General features: G+C 59.1%; 28 protein-coding genes. 4 read left to right on the top strand and 24 right to left on the bottom strand.

Annotated features, from left to right (window positions below):
• The 4 genes from FGS76_RS05525 to bfr form a co-directional block, all read right to left on the bottom strand.
• Nucleotides 1–1,427 (bottom strand): P-loop NTPase fold protein (locus FGS76_RS05525; protein ID WP_138771635.1); only part of this gene is annotated, 1,427 nt, incomplete at its 3' end.
• Between the two features lie 76 nt (nt 1,428–1,503).
• Nucleotides 1,504–1,800 carry a type II toxin-antitoxin system RelE/ParE family toxin gene (locus FGS76_RS19865; protein ID WP_138771636.1) on the bottom strand — a complete coding sequence of 99 codons (297 nt, stop codon included), beginning with the start codon at nt 1,798–1,800 and terminating at the stop codon, nt 1,504–1,506.
• Complete coding sequence (locus FGS76_RS05535) at nt 1,797–2,006, bottom strand: addiction module protein (protein ID WP_138771637.1); 210 nt, start codon at nt 2,004–2,006, stop codon at nt 1,797–1,799. Before FGS76_RS05535 ends, FGS76_RS19865 begins: the two co-directional genes overlap by 4 nt.
• Before the next feature lie 142 nt (nt 2,007–2,148).
• Entirely contained in the window at nt 2,149–2,616 is a 468-nt protein-coding gene (bfr, locus tag FGS76_RS05540; protein WP_138771638.1) for a bacterioferritin, read from the bottom strand.
• Between the two features lie 239 nt (nt 2,617–2,855).
• On the opposite strand from bfr, the gene FGS76_RS05545 reads away from it, so the two are divergent.
• On the top strand, nt 2,856–3,137 hold the full coding sequence (locus tag FGS76_RS05545; protein WP_138771639.1) for a hypothetical protein: 282 nt from the start codon (nt 2,856–2,858) through the stop codon (nt 3,135–3,137).
• Between the two features lie 121 nt (nt 3,138–3,258).
• On the top strand, nt 3,259–3,537 hold the full coding sequence (locus tag FGS76_RS05550; RefSeq protein ID WP_138771640.1) for a hypothetical protein: 279 nt from the start codon (nt 3,259–3,261) through the stop codon (nt 3,535–3,537).
• Nucleotides 3,538–3,557: 20 nt separating this feature from the next.
• Here the strand turns inward: FGS76_RS05550 and FGS76_RS05555 are convergent, their stop codons facing one another.
• From FGS76_RS05555 to FGS76_RS05635, 17 genes are all read right to left on the bottom strand, one after another.
• Complete coding sequence (locus FGS76_RS05555; RefSeq protein WP_170214404.1) at nt 3,558–4,625, bottom strand: UDP-N-acetylglucosamine--undecaprenyl-phosphate N-acetylglucosaminephosphotransferase; 1,068 nt, start codon at nt 4,623–4,625, stop codon at nt 3,558–3,560.
• 244 nt (nt 4,626–4,869) lie between these two features.
• The gene (locus FGS76_RS05560; RefSeq protein WP_138771642.1) at nt 4,870–6,105 is read right to left on the bottom strand and encodes an O-antigen ligase family protein; all 1,236 of its coding nucleotides are present in this window, start codon (nt 6,103–6,105) and stop codon (nt 4,870–4,872) included.
• A 71-nt stretch (nt 6,106–6,176) separates the two neighbouring features.
• Nucleotides 6,177–6,902 carry a nucleotidyl transferase AbiEii/AbiGii toxin family protein gene (locus FGS76_RS05565; protein ID WP_205717191.1) on the bottom strand — a complete coding sequence of 242 codons (726 nt, stop codon included), beginning with the start codon at nt 6,900–6,902 and terminating at the stop codon, nt 6,177–6,179.
• Nucleotides 6,895–7,125, bottom strand: coding sequence for a hypothetical protein (locus FGS76_RS19540; RefSeq protein WP_205717192.1), 231 nt, complete (start codon nt 7,123–7,125; stop codon nt 6,895–6,897). Before FGS76_RS19540 ends, FGS76_RS05565 begins: the two co-directional genes overlap by 8 nt.
• A gap of 83 nt (nt 7,126–7,208) precedes the next feature.
• The gene (locus FGS76_RS05570; protein WP_377899243.1) at nt 7,209–8,549 is read right to left on the bottom strand and encodes an MBL fold metallo-hydrolase RNA specificity domain-containing protein; all 1,341 of its coding nucleotides are present in this window, start codon (nt 8,547–8,549) and stop codon (nt 7,209–7,211) included.
• Nucleotides 8,550–8,609: 60 nt separating this feature from the next.
• Nucleotides 8,610–9,110 (bottom strand): hypothetical protein, encoded by a 501-nt coding sequence (locus FGS76_RS05575; RefSeq protein WP_138771643.1) that lies wholly within the window; start codon nt 9,108–9,110, stop codon nt 8,610–8,612.
• 113 nt (nt 9,111–9,223) lie between these two features.
• The gene (locus tag FGS76_RS05580) at nt 9,224–9,583 is read right to left on the bottom strand and encodes a VanZ family protein (protein WP_138771644.1); all 360 of its coding nucleotides are present in this window, start codon (nt 9,581–9,583) and stop codon (nt 9,224–9,226) included.
• 268 nt (nt 9,584–9,851) lie between these two features.
• A complete protein-coding gene (locus tag FGS76_RS19610; protein ID WP_240692433.1) occupies nt 9,852–10,151 on the bottom strand; it encodes a DUF4351 domain-containing protein in 300 nt (99 codons plus the stop codon).
• A gap of 347 nt (nt 10,152–10,498) precedes the next feature.
• A complete protein-coding gene (locus tag FGS76_RS05590; protein WP_138771646.1) occupies nt 10,499–11,077 on the bottom strand; it encodes a DNA-binding protein in 579 nt (192 codons plus the stop codon).
• A gap of 515 nt (nt 11,078–11,592) precedes the next feature.
• Nucleotides 11,593–11,925, bottom strand: a complete 333-nt coding sequence (locus FGS76_RS05600) for a glycosyltransferase family 4 protein (protein WP_138771648.1) — start codon at nt 11,923–11,925, stop codon at nt 11,593–11,595.
• A gap of 16 nt (nt 11,926–11,941) precedes the next feature.
• On the bottom strand, nt 11,942–13,225 hold the full coding sequence (locus tag FGS76_RS05605) for a flippase (RefSeq protein WP_138771649.1): 1,284 nt from the start codon (nt 13,223–13,225) through the stop codon (nt 11,942–11,944).
• A 20-nt stretch (nt 13,226–13,245) separates the two neighbouring features.
• On the bottom strand, nt 13,246–14,250 hold the full coding sequence (locus FGS76_RS05610; protein WP_138771650.1) for a phosphoenolpyruvate carboxykinase (ATP): 1,005 nt from the start codon (nt 14,248–14,250) through the stop codon (nt 13,246–13,248).
• Between the two features lie 119 nt (nt 14,251–14,369).
• Nucleotides 14,370–15,617 carry a glycosyltransferase gene (locus FGS76_RS05615; protein WP_138771651.1) on the bottom strand — a complete coding sequence of 416 codons (1,248 nt, stop codon included), beginning with the start codon at nt 15,615–15,617 and terminating at the stop codon, nt 14,370–14,372.
• 4 nt (nt 15,618–15,621) lie between these two features.
• Nucleotides 15,622–16,566, bottom strand: coding sequence for a Gfo/Idh/MocA family protein (locus FGS76_RS05620; protein WP_138771652.1), 945 nt, complete (start codon nt 16,564–16,566; stop codon nt 15,622–15,624).
• A gap of 10 nt (nt 16,567–16,576) precedes the next feature.
• Nucleotides 16,577–17,737: a glycosyltransferase family 4 protein gene (locus FGS76_RS05625; protein ID WP_138771653.1), complete on the bottom strand. Its 1,161-nt coding sequence runs from the start codon at nt 17,735–17,737 to the stop codon at nt 16,577–16,579.
• Nucleotides 17,734–18,822 (bottom strand): DegT/DnrJ/EryC1/StrS family aminotransferase, encoded by a 1,089-nt coding sequence (locus tag FGS76_RS05630; protein ID WP_138771654.1) that lies wholly within the window; start codon nt 18,820–18,822, stop codon nt 17,734–17,736. The genes FGS76_RS05625 and FGS76_RS05630 overlap by 4 nt, the downstream gene beginning before the upstream one ends.
• Nucleotides 18,822–19,403, bottom strand: a complete 582-nt coding sequence (locus FGS76_RS05635) for an acyltransferase (RefSeq protein ID WP_138771655.1) — start codon at nt 19,401–19,403, stop codon at nt 18,822–18,824. Before FGS76_RS05635 ends, FGS76_RS05630 begins: the two co-directional genes overlap by 1 nt.
• 310 nt (nt 19,404–19,713) lie before the next feature.
• On the opposite strand from FGS76_RS05635, the gene FGS76_RS05640 reads away from it, so the two are divergent.
• The gene (locus FGS76_RS05640; protein ID WP_138771656.1) at nt 19,714–19,893 is read left to right on the top strand and encodes a hypothetical protein; all 180 of its coding nucleotides are present in this window, start codon (nt 19,714–19,716) and stop codon (nt 19,891–19,893) included.
• A gap of 281 nt (nt 19,894–20,174) precedes the next feature.
• Nucleotides 20,175–20,432 carry a hypothetical protein gene (locus FGS76_RS19550; protein WP_205717194.1) on the top strand — a complete coding sequence of 86 codons (258 nt, stop codon included), beginning with the start codon at nt 20,175–20,177 and terminating at the stop codon, nt 20,430–20,432.
• Between the two features lie 125 nt (nt 20,433–20,557).
• On the opposite strand, the gene FGS76_RS05650 is transcribed toward FGS76_RS19550, so the two are convergent.
• From FGS76_RS05650 to FGS76_RS05660, 3 genes are all read right to left on the bottom strand, one after another.
• A complete protein-coding gene (locus tag FGS76_RS05650) occupies nt 20,558–21,136 on the bottom strand; it encodes a DNA-binding protein (protein ID WP_138771657.1) in 579 nt (192 codons plus the stop codon).
• Nucleotides 21,137–21,456: 320 nt separating this feature from the next.
• The gene (locus FGS76_RS05655; RefSeq protein WP_170214405.1) at nt 21,457–22,428 is read right to left on the bottom strand and encodes a nucleotidyl transferase AbiEii/AbiGii toxin family protein; all 972 of its coding nucleotides are present in this window, start codon (nt 22,426–22,428) and stop codon (nt 21,457–21,459) included.
• Nucleotides 22,425–23,153, bottom strand: coding sequence for a DUF6088 family protein (locus FGS76_RS05660; RefSeq protein ID WP_138771659.1), 729 nt, complete (start codon nt 23,151–23,153; stop codon nt 22,425–22,427). The genes FGS76_RS05655 and FGS76_RS05660 overlap by 4 nt, the downstream gene beginning before the upstream one ends.
• Nucleotides 23,154–23,230: the final 77 nt, after the last annotated feature.

A 23,230-nucleotide genomic window follows, 5' to 3' on the forward strand; every position in this document is an offset into this window, starting at 1 on the left:
CTCGATACCCGGGGCGGTTCACTATACTCGTCTCTTCTTAGTTGAGAAGAAACACGCTCCAAAGCAACTCTAAGGCCTGCCATATATAACTGGCGCCACCGCCAAAGACCATACCACCCAGGTTTATTTTCTTTGCCAAAAGCGAACCAAGCAACATTCCGAAATACATTATCGGAACTGACCGGGGCAGCCTCTCTGAACATAAAAGAGATCAAAGGATTACCCCAATCCTCCCTCGGAGACAGATGGTATCCAAAAATATCAAGATTTGAGTATAAAGAAATCCTTTTTCCAATCTTATTATTAGCCTCTCGAACATCCTCTTTTGTATTATTATCTTTTTTATAGAAAGGCCTGTATTGACACATGGATTCAAAATCCAAGTTCCCCGAATAAGATTCCGCCCTCAGAACAACAACCCGAAGAAGCCATCCAGGCGCCGAATCACTGTTAATTATCCCTTCGTCGCGAGCACAAATAAGAAATCGGTGCCCATCCTCCAAAGCCTGCTGCCAAACTCGAATGCTACTAATGTCAGACTTCTCCAGAACGGAAAGCAAATTCTCTTCAGCAATCTGAACAATTTCGGAAAGCGACTTGTCGCTCTTAATCTCGTCAACTTTGGCCCGCACAATAGCATTGAGGCAGGATTTTATCGTCACTGTTTCTTTAATAAACTTCTCTTTGGAACGCATATATAGATCATGTTGCGACGCTCTTTCTTCTTCCTCGTTACATAGGTAGACCACCACCACACCTGTGTCCAACATGAGCCGATATACAGTTTCATAAAAATTATTTTTAAAGCATTCACCCACCCTTTCTACATCATCAAGAATAATTACCAGCCTTCCGCAGTTTGATACTATCATTTTAAAGTATGCCGACGACCGACCACCAAAAGAGGAAGTCATCCCTGACAGAAAACGGTTAAAAACCAAACCTTGTTCACGCCAGAAGGAAGGCGCCACCTCAGATAAAATTGCGACCTCTAACTCTTCATAACTTTTTATCCCGGCAACACTAACGTATGCCGCGCGTTTCATTTTCAAAAAATCGCTGAAAATTTTCTTGACAAAATAGGTCTTACCTATCCCCCAGCGACCTATCAACTTTATTGCACCATCGATGGCATCCTCGCTATCGACACATTCCACCAGAACGTTGTAGGCATGCTGGTTGCTCCGCAACTCTTCAGGTAACGCAGTATCAGCCAACCTTAAAATTCTCCGATCATAATGCGCAATTACGATAAATAGTGCCCAACCAAAAGCAGCAGAAACCAACAGTGACCACAAGACTCCTTCTGCAATTAAATTGCCCAAATAATCAACAAGTGGATATGTTTCATAGAACGAAATCCCAACGACCATTGAAGCCAATGCGACAATAGCAACATCGAAAAATTTATTATTTTCTTTCCTCATAGAATTACCATTTTATTATTTTTAATTAAAAAGGAATGGTTCCATCCCCACCAAACAAACGCTGCGATGAACCAAGCTAGGTTCGGGTTTTCCAGCGCCGGGGGTCACGGCTGCCGTGCATGACGGCAATCACGACAATGGCGTCCTCAGAAATAACAAAATGCACGCCGAAAGGGAATCTGCGTATAAGGGCACGGTGGGAGTCCCGGTGGACCCGGGGGAAAGCGAGGGGATTTTCCTGGATCAAATGCAGGGTCTCGGACACCGAGTCGAGAAAGGCCTGCCCCAGTCCCCGCTGCTGAGATTCATACCATCGGGCGGCGTCTTCAATATCCCACTCGGCGTCCGGGCGAATCCGGACGGTGTGAGTCATAGCCGATTGCGTACCCTATCCAGCACTTCAAGCATGTCCGCGCCGGGAAGCGGGTCCTGACGGTAGGCGTCCAGGCGGCGGTCGAGTTCCTGCCGATGGGCGGCGGTCAGTTCCACGTTGCCCTGGTCCGCCGCAATGCTGTCCCAAAGGTCCTCCACCAGACGAAGGCGCTGGTCGACGGGAAGATCTCGAATGTGCGAATTCATAGTAGGACTCCGGGTTCCGACACCTCACATTACCGCGCGGGTACCGGCGGTGTCACTGGCGAATGGAGCAAAGAAACGGAGCAAGGGGAGACGCGAAGCATGAGGGCCGACGCGCGGAAGCGCGCCGGCGGGCGGGGCAGGCTTATGAAATCTGCGACTGGCGGTAATTTTCCTCGCCGATATGCTTGATCAGGCGAAGCTGCTGTTCCAGCCAATGGGTGTGGTCTTCCTCGGTGTCGGCCAGTTGCTGGCGCAGCATGTCACGGGTGACGTAATCACGCACCGATTCGCACAGGGCGATGGCGTTGGCCAGATTCTCACGCACCTCGTATTCCAACCGCAGGTCCGCCTCCAGCATTTCCATCAGGGTGCGCCCCGGCTTCATGGGATTCGGGGTCATGTCCGGAGTGCCTTCCAGAAACAGCAGGCGGCGCAGGATGGCGTCGGCGTGCTGGGTTTCCTCTTCCATTTCGTGATGGATGCGCTCGTAGAGCTTGCCGTAGCCCTGGTCTTCGTACTGGCGCGAATGCAGGAAATACTGGTCGCGGGCGGCCAGCTCGCCGCGCAACAAATCCTGCAAACATTCGATCACGTCCGGATGACCTTTCATGGGGGGCGCTCCTTGAACAGCGTTGGTGGCCTGGAATGTGCGCAGAGTATGCCGTCATGCCCCGTAAAACGCCACCCCAAAGAGGTGATTTTTCAATGGAATCAAGGAGTTAATCGTTCTCATTTGTTGTACGCGCTTTGTAGGAAATTGACCATGGTATTTTCAGCTTTTTCCTACAGACAGCGGGGTGTCGCTTTGACATTATTTTGCCAACAGGGAATAGCAGGGAGAGCAATGACATGGACCGCAATCGCATGGAGAGCAACGGCATGGAGAGCAATGGAATGGAAATCAACCAGACCTGGATGGTGCTGCTGGAAACCCCCAACGGAAAACGCCAATCGATACCCGTGAGTTACCCACGGCAGCCCACCAAGGACTTCGCCGCCGGCTTCGCGCGAATGGCGCTGGGCATGCCGATATCCCCGCCCCGGGAATACCGGGACCAGGAAGATGCCAGCCTGCGCGCCCTGGAAGGCGCCGGGTACCGGCTTCTGGGCGTGCGCCTGGCGTCCCACTAGGGGCGCGGGCCCACGGGCCTGCCCGGCGTAAGTTTTATCCTACAAGGATTTGCTCCATATCCTACAGACGGTTGTCTCCCGGGCGTGCAAAGCTGTACCAACGTACAAGGAGACAACCAACATGGACATGGACGTTTATGAGAAGGTCTGGACGGTGGTCCTGGAGACCCCTTCCGGCCTGGAACAGGTGATTCTGGTGCGCTACCCGCGCCGCCCCAGCCAGGATCTGGCCGCCGGCCTGGTGCGCCTGCACCTGAACATGCCCACCGCCATCCCCGAGGCCTTCCGCGATCACGAGGAACCGGCCCTGCGCGCCCTGGAGGAATGCGGCTACAAGATGATCTGGATCGGCGAGCCCACCGAGATCATCGGCCGCCAGCGGCCGCCGAGGGATCCCTGAGTCTGAGTGAAGGCCGGGCCTCAGCGGTCAGTGCGCGAGGCCACCAGGGCGGTAAGGCGGCCGGTGCCGAGCAGGAAGCTCAGGGAGAAGTAGGCGCCGCCGGCCACGAAAGTGCCCACCGTTAGAGTAAATTCCGACCAACCAGCCAGGGTACCCAGCACCCCGAAACCGACCATGGCCATATGCATGGCCGCCACCATGATCAGCGCCTGACGAGCGTTGAACCCATGATCCAGCAACAGGTGGTGAATATGGGTGCGGTCGGCGCTGAACGGTGAACGGCCGCTCAGCGTGCGGCGCATGAATACCGCGAGCATATCCAGGATCGGCACGCCCACCAGCCACACCGCCACAATCGGCGGGAAACTGCCGTCGCGCTGGCTGCCCAACACCACCAGCCACAGCACCAGAAAGCCCAGAAGATTGGAGCCGCCGTCGCCCAGGAACATCTTGCGGCCACGCAGCCAGGGCACTTCCAGGTTGAACATCAGATAAACCAGCAGCGCCAGGCAGGAAAGCCCGGCGAACAAGCCGGTGTTGTGATGGCCGGAAACGGTGGACAGCACCGCCACGCCCGCCAGCGTAATCAGCGTTACACAGCCGGCCTGACCGTCGATGCCATCGATCATGTTGTAGGCGTTAATGCACGCCAGCGCGCACACCAGGGTGAAAACCAGCCCGAACAGACCGCCCAGCAACAGCACGCTGTCGCCCATCAGCAGGCCCAGGCTGTTGATATAAACACCGGAAACGGCGCAGGCCAGGGTCACGGTGACGCCCTGGATCAGAAAACGCCAACGGGCGCTCAGGTCGTAGATGTCGTCCAGGGTGCCCACGGTGGTCAGGATCACCGCGGCGGCCAGGAACCAACCCCAGCCCTCGCCATCCCACAATCCGGTGGCCAGACCGGCCGCCATCAGACCGACAAACACCACGACGCCGCCGGTCAGCGGCACCGGCGCCGCATGCTGCTTACGACCATTGGGGTGATCCACAAAGCCCGTCCGATGGGCCAGGGGCAAAAACCCGAACGCGGCGAGCATGCTGCTAAGCGGTACCAGAAATGATCCCAGTACTCCGACTTCCATGCCGATTTCCTTAAAGGTATTGGTTGACAGGCCGAACGCTAACCAGCCCACAAAATTCCGAACAGACCCGAAATAAGGGGTACGCATCTACGAAGAAAGGATGGTACTCTCTAAGGTCGGCGCCGGGATTATCTCAAAACTCTCAAGCCGGTGCGCAGTGTAAGCGATTCACATGACAATCGCTCGCACGCTGTTCACGTGAAAGGTACATTTTCGTAAAAAATTGCATCGAATTGATAAACCCCTACCCGCGCCGCTCTCCGCCACCCACCTGGCCCACCATCGCCACCGTCCCGGACACCAGTACCAGATAGGCCGCCAGAGTGTACGGGTCCCGTAACTGACTCTGGGTCAGCCCGAAGCCCGCGAACATCACCACCGTCACCAGGCCCGCCATGGCCACCACCGCGTGCGGCCCGCGCAACCGCCGCAGCAACAGCCAGGCCGGCACCAGGTACAACGGCAGCAAAGTGCCCAGCCCCAGCAGGCCCCGTCGGGCCAGGGTGTCCAGCACGTCGCTGTGCAGTTGGTAGCCGAAATACTGCGCCTGTTCGTTCAACCGCCCGGCCAGGATCAGGCGTTGCAGCTCCAGGGCCAGACCCTGTTCGCCCCAACCCAGCCAGGGTTTCTGCAGGAACAGCGCCCAGGCGGTGCGCCACATGTCCAACCGCAGGCCCACCGAGGTGCGCGTGTTGCCCTCCGCCGAGAAACGTCGCAGATCGCTGAGCAGATCGTCCACCCGGGGGCCCACCCGAGCCGCCGCGAACACCGCCAAGCCCACCAACACCGCCCAACCGAACAGACGCCAGCCCACCGGCAACCGTCGCCAGCCCCGCCACAGCGCCCCACCCCGCCAGGCGGCCAGCATCAGTGCCACCGCCGGCAAGGTGACCCAGCCACCCCGGGTGCCGGACAGCAACGAGGCCACCAGGCCAAGCAAACCGGCCAATGCCAGAAGCGCGGCCCGATGTGGGTCGCGACGCGGGAACAGGCCCCCCAACAGCGCCAATACGCCGAAACACAGGGAAAGATTACCGAACGGAATAGCATTCATGTCGGTCCGCACACGGACCCGCACCGTGCCACCCCACTGATACAGCAGCAGCGCACCGGCCACCGCCGCCGCCAAGGCCGCGCCCCACCACAGCGCCTCCGGCGCCGGCGGAAAGCGCCGCCATGCCAGAAACAGCCCGGCGGCCGCCAGCGGCCAATACGGCAAGGAAGCCAGGGTGTGCGCCGCCATCGGCACCGCGCCGCCGCGTCCGGCATCCAGCAGCCAATGGCCGCCGAACGCCAACAGGGCCCACAGCCAGGCAGCGAACCCGACCGGCAGCCCGCCCCCCGGCGATGCCCCGGCCGGCCGGCGAAGGGCCACCAGTGCCCAACCGCCGGCCAATAGCGCCACCAACCCCGCCGACCAGGGCGAGAGCATCAACGCAACGGGGAAAACAAACAGAATGGTGGAAGCAAAGAGGGACAAACCGGATGCCTTATCGCTCAAGGATGAAACAGCCGCCCCGACAACACCAGGACCAGGGCCGGCAAGACAAATCAGAGTTCGTCGCGGGAACGCTCGGTTCGCCCCATGCCCTGATCCGTCGCAAGCAGGTCAATGCCGTCGATAATCAGGGACCGGTCCCGGATCTGCAGTGCGTCGAAGCATTTGCCTCGATAAGCCTGGGAGGATTGAAACTTTTGCAAGGCCTTGCCGAGCGGGTCCACGACGGGATAGGCCTCCTCAGCTTTAGCGATAGCCTCATCGCACAGCCCCTCATGCAGCCGGAGAACCGCCAAATCAATTAAATCACGGGATTCGATGGCCGAATCCGCCCATCGATCCGCATTCGCCAACAATTTTTCCGCGTATCGATCCACACGGTTCAGACAAGGAGTGTTCAGCCAGCTGAATCTTTCGGGCTCACCGAGCTCAATCCTGGCCTCGGTCACAATCTCGAACTTGATGGGCGTGCCATCAGCAATCACCAGAAAGCGGATACCATATTGGTCCGCCCGAAGTTCGCGCGGGAACTCCAGACCATCCACGTTTTGGAAGAGAAAGGTGGGAGCATGTCCGGCCTGAGCGGCCGCTTTACGCAAGTCGCGATACCCGGGCCCCACGGGACATCGAAAACCGATACCCTCGCTCCAGCGATATTCATCGTGGAGCAAGGCAATCAGGGTGCCTCCGCCAAAGCAAGTCCCGGTTTTTTCGAAGATGGAGGGATCTAAAGCGTCGAGAACACTCAGAATCTTGCCATGATGTTCGTGATCAAACATCTACTTGCAGCCAAGATCCCTTGGCCACGGCAAGTTTATGGACAAAAGCTCTCTCCTGACCTTCCAGATCGGCCAGCGCTCCCCGGTATCCCCAACCTCGTTCATAACGGTTGAGCATTTCGTCCAGGGTGAGGTCATGCACATCGCGCAAATCCCAACATACCGCCTCCAGGAACGGGAGCCGTCCGGGTATGTTGAAATGCCCTTGCTGTTGCATTTCCATCTAAACCTTTGATTAAGAAATGAGCGTCGATCTCATACTACCGGAAACCGAATAACGCTTCTAATACCAGAATTTATCTCAAGCTATGCCGGGTCACACGGAGGACATTCCACCGACACCGCCCTGCCGGCCTCCCGGTAGCGTTGCCGCAGGGCGTCGGCCAGGGCCTGTTTGGCGTCAGGATCGCCATGCACGATCAGAATGCGCGAGGGCCAGCGCCGCTGGCCGGTGACGAACTGGATCAGACCGTCCCGGTCGGCGTGGGCGGAGTAACCGCCAAGGGTCTCGATGCCGGCGCGGATGGTAATACGCTCGTCGTCCAGGTCCACATAGCCGCCCTTCGGGCCATGGGTCTGAATATCCCGGCCGGGGGTGCCGGCGGCCTGGTAGCCCACGAACAGCACATTGTGGCGCGGGTCGCCGAGCATGGCCTTCAGGTAGTTGACGATGCGCCCGCCGGTGCACATACCGCTGGCGGCGATCACCACGGCTGGACGGCGGCTCTCCGCCAGGTGGCGCACCATGCGCCGGTGAGCATCGTGGTCGTCCACGGTAAGCCGCTGCTCGAAGGCCAGCGGCCGGCGCCCGACGGCCCGGCGCGCCCGCGCCTCCGCCGGCCAGAAATGCGCCAGTTCCCGGTACACCCGGGTAAAACGGCTGGCCAGCGGGGAATCCAGAATCACCGGCAGCTGGCGCCAGGGCAGCCCGTCCACCACCTCGCCATCGCCGCCCTCCTCGATGATGTCTTCCAGTTCGTAGAGCAGCTCCTGGGTGCGGCCGATGCTGAAAGCCGGAATCAGCACCGTGCCCTGGTCGCGCAGCGCCCGCCGCAGCACCGCCGCCAACCGTTCCCGGCGGCGCGCCCGCCCCTGGTGTTGGCGGTCGCCGTAGGTGCTCTCGATCACCAGGGTATCGCACCCCTCCGGCGGCTCCGGCGGGTCCAGTAAGGGCGCGTGGGGCGCGCCCAGATCGCCGGAGAACACCGTCCGGTGCCCGGCCAGGTCGCACTCCACATAGGCGGACCCGAGAATATGCCCGGCCCGCCGCAGACGGATGCGCGCCTCGCCGCGCACCCGGTGCCACCGGTCGTAGGGCAACGCCACCAGACGCTGTTCGATCACCTTGAGATAGCGCTCCACCGCCTCGGTCTGGCGGCTCAAGCTCAACTTGAAGGCGTCCTCCAAAACCAGCGGCAGCAACCGAGCGGACGGCTCGCTGCACAGAATCGGACCGTCGAAGCCGGCGGCCAGCAACCAGGGAATACGGCCCACATGATCGATATGCACATGGGTGACCACCAGAGCCTTGATCCGGCCAACATCAAATCCGATGGCCAACTGGTCCGGCCCACCCCGGGGCGCCGCGTCCTCGCCCTGAAACAGCCCGCAATCGATCAACAGGCTGGCGTCCGGCCCCAGCACCAGTTCATGGCAAGAACCGGTAACGCCGTCCACCGCTCCGTGGTGATGAATGATCACGCTTCCCTACCCCGCCAACTTCTCCACCTGTCCCAATAGCCTCAGATCCAAGGCCGTGACCCGGCCGGCATCCAACTCGTCGCAGGCCAGGGCCAGCACCGCATGATGCAGCGCGCCGCACCACCCGGTGAGGGTGATCAACCCCGCGGCCACCCGCTCCTCACAGCACTCGGTGAACGAACGCTCCAGGTCGCTGGAACCGGCCTGGAGATAATCCCGTGCCAGCCCGTCCAGCCAGGCGCCGGACAACGACAGCTCCGCCATCAGCAAATGGGAACGCACCAGCCCCAGGCAGCACGCCCGGGGGTAGGCCGACAACGGCGTGTGCCCGCCGCACCCGCAGGTGTGGCCCGCCACATACCCCACCGCATGCAGCTGACAACGAGCCAACAGAGTCATCAGGTCCAGCTGCCGCTTCATTACTCGCAGCCAGTCGTCGAAGGCGACGGCGGAGAAGGACGCACGCACGAAGGTCACGCCCTCCAGCCGATCCAGCGGATCTCCCATTATGCCCCCGGCACGGATTGATGATTATTTATACACCTTGTATAGCCCGTCCGATAGCCATTACACCATCCAGAACCGGACCACCCCGCCGAACGCTGATCGAACGCCCTGGATCAGCTATCCGCTCTCGCCAGACCAAACAACCACAGCACCAGCGCCGCGGCCAATACGCCCGCCAGATTGGCGGCCACGTCCAGCCAGTTGAATTCTCTGGAAGCCTGCAGGACGGGTTGCAGCGCCTCAAGCGCTACCGCCCAAAACAACGCGCCACTCCAAAACAGGGAAGAAGGGAGCCGGTGCAGCACACAGCGGGCGGTGACGACCATGGCCAATAAGGCACCCAAATGCAGAACCTTATCAAACTGGTTGACCTCAAAAGCGTCAACCACGGCCTTGGGAACAAACATTCCGGCAAGCACGACAACCCAGATTGCCCCACACACAAAAAGCCCAAAAAAACGGGACTTCAGCACACGCCACCCTCTCGCCGCCTCGGAGCCTTACCCCGACGCCCACGGCCAACACCAAGCTTCTCACGCCGGAACTCGGTCACCAACCCTGCTCCCAATACGCTTAGATGCTCCCAAAAGAACTCCCGTAAGGCTGGCTCGCTAGCTACTTACCGGAGAACGCCGAACAATAGCCAGAGAACGGCTCTTCCACGCCCCCACGGACATACGCCTGATTATTATTACCAGGCGCTCGCCGACCTCCGCCTCGATGCTCCAGGCGACCGGATCGCTAGTGGAACACCTGCTCCAGCGAGCCCGCGTCGTAGAACCGATCGATCCAGTCTTCCAGCTGCTCCAGCGGTGCCTGGTCCAACCGTTCGCGCACCTCCGCCGGCAATGTGCCGAAACGCCGGGCCAGCAGGCGTGAGAGAATCAGGCGTGCCTCGATGGTGGAGCCTTCCTGGCGGCCTTCCTGGCGGCCTTCCTGGCGGCCTTCTTGACGGCCTTCTTGACGGCCTTCCTCGCGGCCCTCTTGCAGGCCCTCTCGCCGGTACTGTGCTTTCCATTCCTTAATGCGATCTTCGAGCATGGTGTCGGCCTCCTCCAGGCTGTGTATGCTTTGCCAATCCAACGATGGGTCGAGGCTCTCGCCCCGGCGGCGTTGTCCATTATATAAAACAATCGGCAAAACCAGTGGCAGAGCGCCACCTCGTTCCACTTCGCCGCGTCGAATCAGGTTCTGGATCCCGCACCATCTCCTTGTGCGCGAACAGCAGCTTGTAGCCGGTGTCATGCTGTGCCATCCCTCGCCCCCAAATACTGACCTTATGACCAGTATAATCAGCAAGCGGGCCAGCATCTGTCAGCCAAAACGGAAAAGGATGTAAGCCAAAGCGGACGGCGGCACCAACAAATGGCAAGAGCCGGTGGTGGTGATCAGCTCACCAGGAGCTGTTCAGCCTTTTGGATTAACTCAGGGGCAGCGGCACGGCTCTGGTGGTATTCCTTGGTGCTGTTCAGCATTCGTATCGCGGAAGCCAGCGTGATAAGCGATTGCGCAGGCTCTGATGTCGCCTGAATTTTCCGATTGTCCATCATCCATGCGAGAACTTCATCCGCGTGCCAAAGGGGGGTGCCTCCGGATACCCGGGGCGACGGGAATCGCGTGGCGGTTCTTTTCACTTCACCTTTCGCATACTTACGCATCGCCTGCCGGGTGACTTTTGCCAGCCTGTCCGTCATCAGCTCGGCGAGCTCAGATAAATTAAGCAAATCCGGCCCTGCAGAGACCAATCGCGCTTCTGGGATAGCCGTTTTTACGTCTCGCACGGCGGTTTGCAGCGCTTCCCAGGCGGTCGGCGCTTCTCGGTTGAAGTCGAGGGACAGATAGCCGTGGGAGGCGAGACCAACCAAGGCATCGTCACAGCCTGCCTCGAACAGAGCGTCCAGCCAGAGTTCGGGGTCGGCCTCGCCGTCAGGAAGCTGAAAATGAAGCTGGAATTCAAACGTACTCATTCCCCACCTCCGGTGTACTTACACTTTTCCACCCATTTAATGATAGCTCGCGCATGGGCCTCCGCGTTCCTGGGCGTGGACCAGACCCCATTTCGGCAGAACTTGCCACAACGGCACTCGGGGTCATTGTTCGGGCACTCAAGAACACCCCAGGCGTGTGCACTTTTGCCGGCCTTTCGCACCGTCCACCCTCTGGCTTCAGCATACTGAAGCGCCTTTTCGATGGCCGCCTTGGGATGCTTTCCACGCGCCATATCGATCTTCCCCCAAAACCTATCGGCTCTCATATTTGTTGTCAAGCGACAACAATTCGATGGGATCGAGCCTTAGAGAATCAGGTCCTGGATCCCGCACCATCTCCTTGTGCGCGAACAGCAGCTTGTAGCCGGTGTCATGCTGTGCCATCCCTCGCCCCCAGATACTGACCTTATGACCAGTATAATCAGCAAGCGGGCCAGCATCTGTCAGCCAAAACGGAAAAGGATGTAAGCCAAAGCGGACGCAGGCTTGGGGGGTTACGGGCGGGCGCCCTCCAGGCAATCCAACGCCGCCCGCACCACCAGGCGCTCGTCGAACTCCGCCTCGATGCGCCGGCGGGCGGCCTGCCCCGCCGCCGCCAGGGTCTCGCGGGGCAACGCGAGGCCGTCCTGCATACAGGCGGCCAGGGACTCGACCACGCCCGCCTCCCGCCAGCGCGCCACCTCGTCCGGTGGGATGGCACTGCTGTTGCTCACCCCCTGCGGCCCGATCAGCAGAAAACGCACGTCCGGACGCCGCCAGGCCACCTGAGCGGCGGCGGCCACGTACTCCCGCACGCCCTTATCACCGATCAGCCGCGCCACCATCACAAAGGTGAACGGCCCCTCAGTACGCGGTAGCGGCCAACGTTTTTCTTACCAGCCAGAACTTGACGATGGCGTTACAGCCGTACGCAAGGCTCGTGGCCAAGGCCGCGCCGATAATGCCGTTACTCGGAATCAGAAGGAGGTTGGCCAGGATATTGATGGTCACCGTACCGAGTGCCACATACATATTCCACTCAGGCTTGCCGGCGGCCGCGATACAGCTGGATTGAACGCGGGCACCCGCCCCGGCGATGATTCCGGGTAGCAGCCATACAAAAGCCGGCCATGCTTCCTGATACTGCTCCCCAAATACGGGAGCGACCAGCCAATACAATGCGCCTGCGGCTGCTCCGCCCAACAACGCCGTGAGGCCCGCCACGGCCCAGAACCCTTTGTTGGTCAGTGCCAATCTACCCATGGGGTCGGCGTGCATGGCGGCAAGTCGGGGAAGCAGCACGCTGCATACCGCTTGTGAAAGCATCCAGAGCTTTTCGGCTATCTGGACGGCAATAACGTAGATACCCGTGGCGACAGGCGTTAGAAAGAGATTCACCAGAAAAATGTCGGCACGATAGTTCACAAACGTCAGGACGTTTGATAGATGGGCCTTCCAGCCGTAACTCAGAATCTTTCGACCGTATTGAGCATATCCCTGAGTGGCGTTCGGTGCAGGGTCCGCTCTCTGCGCCTGTAGAACCAGGGCGAGAGCCAGCATCACACCGGCAACCTGGGCAACCAGGTAAGCCATCATTGCCCCCGCCACGCCACCATCCAGCAGAAAAAGCGCTATGACAATACCCGCAAGGTTCGCGAACGGAGGACACAATACGGTTAAGTTATAGGCCTTGAAGTTCTCCTTACCCTGCAGGATCACAGTCAAGTACGCCATCAGAAGCGTGAGAGGAAAGCTGATCAAACCGATGTATAGCAACAGCGTCGGAACCCCGGGAAACAGCGTCTTCCCCCAGATCCAGACCACTGGTAACGCTACGGCGATGCCCACGCAAGACACTGTAAAGGCGAGCCGCACGTTGCCAAACAGAGCTTCCCGGACGCTCAAATCTCGGCGACTTACATAATAGACCGTGGCGGGCCCCACACCGAAATTCAGGAAATTGGCCAGCAGAGACGGCAACAATACCGCCATTGCGTAGAAACCGTTGCCTTCGGGCCCAAGGTGTCGGGCGATCAGTACGACCAGAAAGAGCTGTGCAAGTGCCGCTAAAAGCTGGCGCCCTAGCGTCATGCCGACATTACGTCTGACGGAGGACGAAAACGTACTCTGCTTTAACCTGCCGAACATCCTGTGGATTTTCCCTTTCTTTATGTAAGAAGGCGACGGGTCACTTCGTTGACCCTCTTTTGATAAGCCACGTGATCCACGATCACGGGAATTTCCAGCTTTTCGGATTGTTTCGAAAAAGCCTGGCCATATATCGTCTTCCACTTATCTGATACATCACTCATGGTGATATGGGGCACGGCACCGCAAGCGAGCGCGTTGTACTTTTCCCAATTTATGAACTTGTGGAAGACCTGATATTCAGCACTCATCACCTCAAAGGCCAGGTCCACTGAGGCCTCCCTACTCAGATTCTGCAGGCTCATGGTTTCTACGTCATTTTTTATCAGGAAGCACACTTCTTTTAGTTGGCAGCCATCGGCAATGCAGCTCTCAAATAGCTGATTTGGCCGCATCTTCCTTCTGACTCTCGAAGGATTTCTTTTATTCTTGATATGAAAGTGAAGCCTGTTAAGAAAATTTCGACCAGCAAGAATCCTCTTCTCCAGACCATTGCCGACACAGTTGTATCCATAGATTTTTGGCCAGGCCATATTCCCGTAGACCACGCCATCAGCATCCAGAACTGCGATGTCGTCTGAGATAAAGGCAACCTCTTCGTTATCGACAAAGGATAGCAATGCGGAAGATTTGCCTACACCGCCCGTACCGGTCAACAACACACATCCGCCCCTGGTTCCCACGCAGGCCGCATGGATGGGCGCAAGGCCGGGCAAAAAATACACTGTAGGGATAAGGATCAGTTCATGCAGAATCTGCTCGAACCATTCAATCCGAGAGGGATACTCCATGGATATCAGCTTCTTCAGATAGCCGATCATCGTCCTGTAATTGGGTTCTCTTGCTACCACAAAGACATTCAGTGGCTTTGCACCAATATTATCCCACGCGACTACCGTCCCGCCGAAATCAACCTGCAGGGCAGTCTCATTTCTTTTGAATATCTTGGGATTGTTCGCAAAACCGCTTTCGATAAACTCTTCGTCAATGAAAGAGACGATCACGTCCGGATCATCCTCTTCCACGGACGTATACAGATCCAGCGAAGCACTCAGGCAGTCCTGCCATCGCCCATCGGATACGAATCGGAAATTTCTACCGAATATTTTTTTATTGAGCTGGTACGCACCTGAGTTCATGTTGATTAAGCCTTACCCGATATCCGTTCCACAGCATCAACGAATGCTGGATAGTTCCTATTGGCATTGAAGTATTCTTCTATATGCCGCCTGGCTGACTCCGCCATGACCTCTCTGCGCGCCATCGGTGCCAGTACACACTCCTCAATAGCGTCCGCGATATCCCGAGGGCCGGGTTCCGACTTCAGCAAACGACCACGCTCATCGGATACCAGACCGGCGACACTGCCGACATCGGGAGCGATCACCGGTACACCGAAGCTCATGGCCTCCATGATGGAGACCGGCATGCCCTCCGAGGCACTGCTGTTGATGAATACGTCAACGGGGTTGTCCTCGAAGAATTGTTTCACTCGGTCGTGTTCCAGAGCGCCGGTAAACCGGCATCTCAGGTTTGCCAGGCGCCGGGCTCGGGACTCCGCCTCGGTTTTCAGCGCTTCGTATAGAGGCCCATGGCCGATGTGCGTCCAGGAGACCGAAAGATCCGGAATTTTCGCCGCGAACTGCTCGACCGCTTCCAGGATTCGATCTATGCGTTTCACCGGAGCACAAAAAGACAGCGACAGGATATGCACATTCCCTTTCGGGCTCCGCGAGGTCATTGCCGTGCCCACTGGTACACCTAACGGTGCCACCTGTACGCTTTGTCTTGTGCCACCGAAGCGCGCGTGGAAGTAATCCGCCGCTTCCGCTGACAGGCAGAACACCGTATCAAAACTGTCCACGTACTGGCGTTTCAAAGGCATATACTCGTGGGCTCGCTCCTCTTCGTAGAGGTCCGCCCGATGCGCCCTAGAGACCACTTTGCCTGGCCACCCTTTTCGCTTCTGCTCACAAGCCGCGTACGCGGCGGCATTGTTCCAATAGCTGTAGATGACGTCCGTTGGATTGTCGGCAAGGAATCGTTTCAGACGCCTTTCGGCGATTTTAACCTGTGTGGTTTCTTTCAGGGCCAACCAGACGGTGGCCAGCGTCAGTTTTGCTTGCGAGCGAAGATAGCGGACCTCATTTCTGAAAGTAGCGGAGAACAACGCACTGAAAAGCGCGCTGACCATCGCTGCCCTGGGCACTGTTTCGCGAGGCTCCGAAACTTCAAGCCGCTTCGGGACCGGCCTGGGCTCACCGGCTCCCAGGGCCGGCAAAATGCGGATGTCCTGGAAACCGCTATCGGCCCAATACCCGATTTCATCTTCCAGAAACTGTTCTCCCGGGGGATACGGGTAATTAATGGTCAGCAACAGCAGACTTGCCACCCGATCAGTTTCCCAAAAACGGGTGATAGTCCCCGGTCAGCCCCAGCGGCTCGGCGTTGCGGATGTGCGCCACCGTTTCAATCGCCACCCGATTGGCCTCAAGCCCATAGCCGCGCCCGGCCAGGATCTCCTCGTAGCTGCGAGTGTGCAGGTCGGTGAAGCCGCCGGAGAATTCGATCTCCTCGCCGTCCACGGTGATCGACCGGTAGGTGCGCTGGCCGTCCGCCTTGGCGCTGTCCGGCACGTACCGGTAGTCCACGGACAAGAACCAGCGCACCCGGGCCTTCTCGTATTCCAGGTAGCCGGCGGCGCTGGTGGCGTCGCTGTGGTGCACCACGTTGTCCTGCAGTTCACCGAAGATAAAGTGCAGCATGTCGTAGAAGTGCACGCCGATGTTGGTGGCGATGCCGCCGGATTTCTTCTCGTCGCCCTTCCAGGACTGCAGGTACCAGTGGCCCCGTGAGGTGATGTAGGTCAGGTCCACCTCGTGTTTGTGGTCCCGGTTCCCCGCCTGGACCTTTTCGCGCAGGGCGACGATGGACGGGTGCACGCGCAGCTGCAGGATGGTGTTGATGCGCCGGCCGGTGTCTTTCTCGATCTCCAGCAGCCCGTCGATGTTCCAGGGGTTCAGCACGATGGGCTTTTCGCAGATGGCGTCGGCGCCGGAGCGCAGGGCGAAGCGCATATGGCTGTCGTGCAGGTAGTTGGGGGAGCAGATGGAGACGTAATCCACCTTCTGCTCGTCCCGCTGGCGGCGCAGCTTGTCGATGTGCCGGTCGAAGCGCTCGAACTCGGTGAAGAAGTCCGCGTCCGGAAAGTAGCTGTCGATGATGCCCACGGAGTCGTTGGGATCCAGGGCCGCCACCAGCCGGTTACCGGTGGCCTTGATGGCCTGCATATGGCGCGGGGCGATGTAGCCGGCGGCGCCGATCATGGCGAAGTTCTTCATAAGCTCCTACTTAGTGCAGTATCCGGCGGGCCAGTACCGCGTAATCCAGCTTGTTCCGGGCCAGCGCTTCCGCCCTGCCCTTCATGGCGTCCAGATCGGCGGCGCCGGATTGAATCTCTTGCAGTGCCGCGACGATACCGGCCTGATCGGTGACCCGCCAGCCGGTTCCGTCGGTATAGATTTCGTGCCCTTCCATGTCTTCCAGAATCAGCGCGCAGCGGCAGCACAGGCTGGTCTGCATGGTGGACGACTGGCTGCCCGGCTGCAGGTAGACGTCGGCGGCGCACAGCAGCGCTTTCAGTTGCGCCGGGCTTTGCCAGCCCAGGAAGCGCACCCGGGGGTCCACCTGAATCAGGGCTTCCGCTTCCTCCCGGACCTCCTCCAGCAGGGAGCCGGCGATCACCAGGCGGAAGTCCGGGTCCGGCACTTCGGCAAAGGCCCGCAGGGCCTCCAGAATCTTCTTGTGCGAGGCCTGCTTGCCGGACTGCACGAACAGGGTGCCGTGGGCGGGCACCGCCAGGTCCGCCCGGATGGTCTCGCGCAGCCGCCGGTACTCGTCATCGGGCACCGGATGACCGCCCAGGGGGTAAAATTCCAGCTTGCTGTCCGGTACGCCATAGAAGTCCCGGGCGAACCGGCCGGTGAGCGCGGAGATGTACAGGACCCGGTCGATCGCGTTCAGGCAGCGGTGCACGATGGGCCGGTAATACAGGTAGTGCAGGCCCCACTTGGATACCGGGCCCCGGGCGCTGTTGATAAAGTCGGTGTGGGTGTCCACGTAGAACTTCACCTCCGGGTGCGCCTGCTTGTAACGGCGCACCGTGAGCAGCTCCCAGCCGCACATACCGTGGAACAGGATGGCATCCGGGGCGAACGCTTCCAACAGTTGGTAGACACCGCGATGCACCCGCAGGCTTTTCGCCAGACGGTGGGGCAGCGCCGGGTGATACGGCAACCGCACCACGTCCACACCGTGGTCATTGCGGTAGCGTCCGGGCGCCACGAATTCCCGCTGGCGCTCGGTATTGAGCACCTGGGTGGAGGCGATCACCAGCACCTGGTGGCCCTGGCGGGCATGCTCCTCGATCAGCTCGTTTTCCTGGTAGGCCCGGTCGTCCATGTAGTAGTTGGACAGACACAAATGCGCCACTTTCCTACTCGCCCCGGTCATGCCAGGGCCCCGGCCAGCGCCTCCACCACCCGGTTCAGATCGTCGTCTTCCAGGTAGGGGTGCATGGGCAGGCTCATCACCTGCCCGGCCATGGCGTCGCCCACGGGCAGGCGGGCATCCGGGTCCACCACCGCCGGCTGGCGGTTCAGCGGGATCGGGTAATGCACCGCGGTGGGGATGCCCGCTTCCTTGAGGCGGGCCTGCACCCGGTCCCGCTCGGGCACCCGCACGGTGTACTGAGCCCAGGCGCTGACGTTGTGGGCTTCCACCACCGGGGTGGTGTCCAGGCCGGCGGCGTTCAGTTTGCCGGTGTAGGCGGCGGCCACCCGGTCCCGGCGGGCCAGCTCGTCCTCGAAGATCCCCAGCTTGGCCAGCAGAATGGCCGCCTGCAGGGTATCCAGGCGGCTGTTCAGGCCCACCCGGGCGTGGTGATAGCGGCGGTCCTGGCCGTGATTGGCGATCTGGCGGATGCGCTCCGCCAGCGTGTCGTCGCTGGTGAACAGGGCGCCCCCGTCCCCGTAGGCCCCCAGCGGCTTGCTGGGGAAGAACGAGGTAGTGGCGATGTGGCTCAGGCTGCCGGAGCGGCGGCCCTTGTAGGTGGCGCCCAGGCTCTGGGCGGCGTCCTCGATCACCACCAGGCCGTGGCGTTCGGCCACCGCGTTGATGGCGTCGAAGTCGGCGCACTGGCCGTACAGAGACACCGGAATAATGGCCTTGGTGCGCTGTGTGATCAGCGCTTCCAGGCCGGCCGGGTCCAGGTTGTAGGTGCGCGGGTCGATGTCCGCGTACACCGGGCGGGCACCGGTGACGGCCACCGCTTCGGCGGTGGCGATAAAGGTAAAGCCGGGGGTAATCACCTCGTCGCCGGGGCCGATACCCACGGCCATCAGGGCGATCTGCAGGGCGTCGGTGCCGTTGCCCACGCCAATACAATGGCCGGCGCCGGTAAAGGCGGCCAGCTTGTGTTCCAGCTCGGCCACTTCCGGGCCCTTGATGTACTGGCCGTGGGCCAGTACGGCCTGGATATTAGCGTCGACGGCGGCCTTGATGCGCGCCTGCTGGGCATGGAGATCAATAAACTGCATCAGCCAGCCTCTTTGGTCAGGGCCTTGCCGCGCAGTACATAAACCGCGCCGGTGTGCGGACACACCGCCCGGCCCTCGCCGTCCAGGGGCAGGTCCAGCTGCGCGCCGAACTCGCTCATCCAGCCGATCTGCCGGCCGGGCACGCCCACCACCAGGGCGTAGGCCGGCACATCCTTGTTGACCACGGCGCCGGCGCCGACAAAGGCGTGAGCGCCCACGGTGACCCCGCACACGATGGTGCAGTTGGCGCCCAGGGTGGCGCCGGTGCGAATCAGGGTGTCGCGGTATTCATCCTTGCGCTGGATAAAGGAGCGCGGGTTGTAGACGTTGGTGAACACCATGCTGGGGCCGCAGAAGACGCCGTCTTCCAGGTGCACGTTGTCGTAGATGGACACGTTGTTCTGGATCTTGCAATCGTCGCCGATGGTCACTTTATTGCCAACGAACACGTTCTGACCCATGGACACATTGCGGCCCACCCGGGCACCGCCGCACACATGCACGAAGTGCCAGATGCGCGAGCCACTGCCGATTTGCGCGCCCTCATCGACGATGGCGCTGTCGTGTACCTGATAATCCATGAAACTGTCCGCCCCGAATAACAACCGCCTAGGGTACCAGCGGGCCCGGTCCGGGCCCAGTCTCACATCAAAGCCGCAAGCCCAAGTAGGAGGAGCGGTGAACGAGACGCTTTCCAAGGCCCGCCCGGCCACTAAGGCCAAACATCTTACAGGCAATCCAGCGCCGCCCGCACCACCAGCCGCTCGTCGAACTCCGCCTTGATGCGGCCGCGGGCCGGCACTGCTGTCAGTGATCATAATTTGACCTGTTGCAGGCGTGTGAAACCTGCTATAATAGGGCGCTCGACCACCCATTAAGAGGAGCTGCCGCATGGCCACCGCATCCTTTGAAAAACGCTTTGTGGTCAAAGATAAGGAATCCATTGACCGGATTCACCAGGACTTGGCGACCCCCCGCCTTGTCAAGGTCAGGAGACGCGACTACAGAGCCGAGAACGCACGGGGGATTCAGCTATTAAAACGACAATTGTCCAACTCGGAGACCTCTTAAAGGAGCTTGGTGATGACGATACCGCCAGGCTCCTTACTGCGTTCTCGTGCAATCGAAACAGAGATGTAGAAAACTTCCTCACCCACCCCTCCAAAGCCATCCGCTTCGAAAAAACGGATAACGCACGAACTTATCTGATCCTTGATGACGAGACCGGCCATATTCTTGGGTACTTTTCCATTTCGTTTAAAGAACTCGTCCTGGAAGACCTCCAGATCAGCAAATCCAAGGTAAGGCGCCTTGACGGCATCTCAAAAAATGCGGAACGCATCCGTGCTTTTTTGATTGGTCAATTGGGAAAGAACACATCCATCGCTCAAAACCCGATCACTCTCGAGATAATTCTGGAAGAAATCTACGCGGTTATTTCGGAAGCACGGAATCTGATCGGCGGCCGTATTATTATTCTGGAATGTGAAGATTCACCCCAGCTTATTCAGTTGTATGAGCGCAACGGGTTCTCCCTGATCCAAACCGCGGATGAGGCACAAGCTGAGCTACGCACCATGTATATACACGTGGCGGAGTGCGTGGATTAAGCTCCAGTATGAATATCTGGACGGATGCCAGATCTATTTTTCAACCAAAAAATCCAGCCCCGTGCGCGGCATCCCCTCCCGGTAGGACGGCAGCACCAGCACATGGCAAGCGCCGGCGGTGATGATCAGCTAACCAGGAGCTGTTCCGCCTTTTGCATTAATTCGGGGGCAGCGGCACGGCTCTGGTGGTATTCCTTGGTGCTGTTCAGCATTCGTATCGCGGAAGCCAGCGTGATAAGCGATTGCGCGGGCTCTGGTGTCGCCTGAATTTTCCGGTTTTCCATCATCCATGCGAGAACTTCATCCGCGTGCCAAAGGGGGGTACCTCCGGATACCCGAGGCGATGGGAATCGCGTGGCGGTTCTTTTCACTTCACCTTTCGCATACTTACGCATCGCCTGCCGGGTGACTTTTGCCAGCCTGTCCGTCATCAGCTCGGCGAGCTCAGATAAATTAAGCAAATCCGGCCCTGCAGAGACCAATCGCGCTTCTGGGATAGCCGTTTTTACGTCTCGCACGGCGGTTTGCAACGCTTCCCAGGCGGTCGGCACTTCTCGGTTGAAGTCGAGGGACAGATAGCCGTGGGAGGCGAGGCCGACCAAGGCATCGTCACAGCCTGCCTCGAACAGAGCGTCCAGCCAGAGTTCGGGGTCGGCCTCGCCGTCAGGAAGCTGAAAATGAAGCTGGAATTCAAACGTACTCATTCCCCACCTCCGGTGTACTTACACTTTTCCACCCATTTATTGAAGCGCCATTTCGATGGCCGCCTTGGGATGCTTTCCACGCGCCATATCGATCTCCCCCCAAAACCTATTGTTTCTTATTTTTGTTGTCAAGTGACAACAAATCCAATGAGATCGAGGCTTAGAGAATCAGGTCCCAGCCCCCGCACCATCTCGTTGTGCGCGAACAGCAGCCTGTAGCCGGAACACTGATCCTATAACCAGTATAAGCGGCAAGCGGACCAGCATCTGTCAGCCAAAACGGAAAAGGATGTAAGCCTAAGCGGACGCAGGCTTGGGGGTTACGGACTGGCAAGGCGCTCCAAAACGTCACCTAGCCGTTCCAGCAATTGAACAATTTCATCCGAGTCGGGAAGGTCACCTCCGTATACCATTTTGGAAAAAGGGCCTTCGAACTCAGCGGCAACCAGAGCCCAGGTGGCGCGTGGCTCGGCGAAAAGTGGGGCCTCGTGAAGAGGCTCGTCGAGCCAGGCACTGGCGCCGGCGAAAACTCGCCTGTCCGCGTCACAAACGGCAACCAACATCCGCTCAAAACTCTGGTTATCCAGCCACTGAACATGCTCTTCGTTACGAAAAATCATGCACAGGTCGTAAACGTGGCGGATCCTTAGTTTCAGGTAGCTCTCATCACCGCCTTCCCGACTTGCCCTCACCAACGCAATGACTTTTTCCGCAGCCGTGCGTTGGACATCCAGAACCTTCAGCCGGAAAGGCTGAAGCTCATAACGTTCCACCAACTCCGCATTGCCGGACCCGATTAAGTACTCGGCCACCAGCGACTGGATCTCTTCTACGGAATGGGGTTCTGGAGCAGCCATGGCGTTGACCTCCAAAAGCAGTACGTCAGAGGCATGGCCCAGATCCGCGTCTTCATCTTGTCTCGGGTATTGATAATAGGTTTTGCGGAAATTTCCTTGCTTGGATTCGCCAGGATGATCAGGAAGATAGGTCAGGCCCGCGGTGATGTCCTTGCCCACCGCCTTTAAGCGTTTTCTTCTTTTTGAGCCACCCCATTCTGTATTGCAAACGGCCAGGTCCACGTCCTCTGAAAATCGATGAATAAGACCGTGAACCTTGGAAAGCGACGTGCCGCCTTTGAATACAAAGTCATCGCAATGCGAGGAGGCCGCCAGGTTGGCAAGAACCCAGGTTACCCAATAATCCTTTTCCACGTAGGCCTGAGGCAGCCCCATCGAATCGGCAGCGGTCAAAACCATCTCTTCGAAAACGTCCTTGTCTTCGTGCAATTTCACCCAATTCTCCATTTTTCGCGTAAAGGCCAGACCCGGGGGTCTAGCGGAACTTTGTAGCGGCTTAACGGGTTCAGCGAGTTTTCCAACCCCTGGAAGTCGCCTTGATCAAGGGTTTCCAGTACCAGGCCCAGTAATGCTCGAACCATGGGCGGATAGAACTGAATGGCGAGCTCCACCGTACGAGACAAAAGGTCACCCTCGAGGTTCTCAATGCGGAGCACCAACCTCTGGAGTGTCGCTTGCGGCGTCGCATCTGGAATACGGCGGATATCCTTCAATGCGTCAAGCAATTCCAATGCCGGCACATCTTGCTTGTTGACGGGCGCCCGGGCAGCGACCAGGCGCAGCGAGAGAGTCTTCAATTCCACGCTTGTAGCAGAACCGCCACGGGCGAGAGTGACCACTCTTGGCACCTGCGTCGTCAGCCCCAGACGGTTATACAAACTTGCGCCGGTGACATACCCCACCTGGCTCCCGCCACGGTACAGAAACGCTCGCAACTTTTCCGAGTCCTTCAGCGGCACTTCGCCAAGCAGGCCTCGGCGAGGCTTATAAAATTGCCCCTTTCTCAATCGCTTTAGCTCGCCCGCCTGAACCATACGGCTAATCGCCTTCACCACGGCGCCCGGCGATTGCCGATAGACGGGCAAAGCGTCATAACCGAATACACGGCCTTCGGGCGCTCGAGAAATCTGGCTAAGGACCTGGGCCTGGATACTGCTCATAGCTCACCTCCGGCTGGTCATTTTATGGCCATCGCGCAGCGAGAGCAAGTTTTTTAGGGCAAAAACATGACAACTCC

Origin of the sequence: Alloalcanivorax gelatiniphagus (genome assembly GCF_005938655.1) — a bacterium.
GTDB lineage: Bacteria > Pseudomonadota > Gammaproteobacteria > Pseudomonadales > Alcanivoracaceae > Alloalcanivorax > Alloalcanivorax gelatiniphagus.